At 39.9% G+C, this 913-nt stretch carries 3 protein-coding genes; all 3 read right to left on the bottom strand.

The features are described 5' to 3' along the window. Position 1: 1 nt before the first annotated feature. From rpsK to rpmJ, 3 genes are read right to left on the bottom strand one after another with little or no spacing between them, the layout of a single operon-like run. Positions 2-391 (bottom strand): 30S ribosomal protein S11, encoded by a 390-nt coding sequence (gene rpsK, locus EUBIFOR_RS11910; protein ID WP_003866326.1) that lies wholly within the window; start codon positions 389-391, stop codon positions 2-4. 19 nt (positions 392-410) lie between these two features. Next, positions 411-776, bottom strand: coding sequence for a 30S ribosomal protein S13 (gene rpsM / locus EUBIFOR_RS11915; protein WP_003866327.1), 366 nt, complete (start codon positions 774-776; stop codon positions 411-413). Between the two features lie 16 nt (positions 777-792). Beyond that, entirely contained in the window at positions 793-909 is a 117-nt protein-coding gene (gene rpmJ / locus EUBIFOR_RS12570) for a 50S ribosomal protein L36 (protein WP_003866328.1), read from the bottom strand. Positions 910-913 lie beyond the last annotated feature (4 nt).

A 913-nucleotide genomic window follows, 5' to 3' on the forward strand; every position in this document is an offset into this window, starting at 1 on the left:
ACTATCCACGAGGTCGTTTTGGTGGACGACATCCGTTGTGTGGAATTGGTGTTACATCATTGATCATTGTAATTTCTAAACCTGCAACTTGTAATGCTCTTACGGCTGCTTCACGTCCAGGTCCAGGTCCTTTTACATCTACGGATACTGTCTTCATTCCGTGATCCATTGCTGCTTTTCCAGCTGCTTCTCCTGCTAACTGTGCTGCATATGGTGTTGATTTACGACTTCCTTTGAATCCTAATGCTCCTGCACTACTCCATGCTACTGCATTTCCGTTTTCATCTGTAATCGTTACGATTGTATTATTGAAAGTCGAGTGAATGTGTGCACATCCTCGCGCAATATTCTTTTTAACACGTCTTTTACGTGTCTTTTGTACTTTTGCCATTCTTTACTCTCCTTCCCTATTACTTCTTCTTGTTAGCCACTGTCTTGGCTTTTCCTTTACGTGTTCTTGCATTTGTCTTTGTTCTTTGTCCACGTACTGGCAATCCTTTTCTGTGACGCATTCCTCTGTAGCATCCAATTTCCATCAATCTCTTGATGTTTAATTGTACTTCTCTTCTTAAGTCTCCTTCGACTTTGATTGCATCGATTGTTTTACGAATTGCATTTAATTGTTCTTCAGTTAAATCTTTTACTCGAACATCTTCACTGATGCCTGTTTCTTCCAATACCTTCTTTGATGTTGTCAATCCAATACCATAGATGTATGTCAATGAAATGACAACTCGCTTGTCGTTTGGAATATCTACTCCTGCTATACGAGCCATTTAGTTTCCTCCTACTTTAGTTTCCTTGTCTCTGTTTGTGTTTTGGGTTTTCACAAATTACCATCACACGTCCTTTGCGTCGAATTACTCGACACTTGTCGCAGATTGGTTTAACAGATGGTCTTACTTTCATCTTT

Origin of the sequence: Holdemanella biformis DSM 3989 (assembly GCF_000156655.1) — a bacterium.
In the GTDB taxonomy this organism is placed as follows: domain Bacteria; phylum Bacillota_I; class Bacilli_A; order Erysipelotrichales; family Erysipelotrichaceae; genus Holdemanella; species Holdemanella biformis.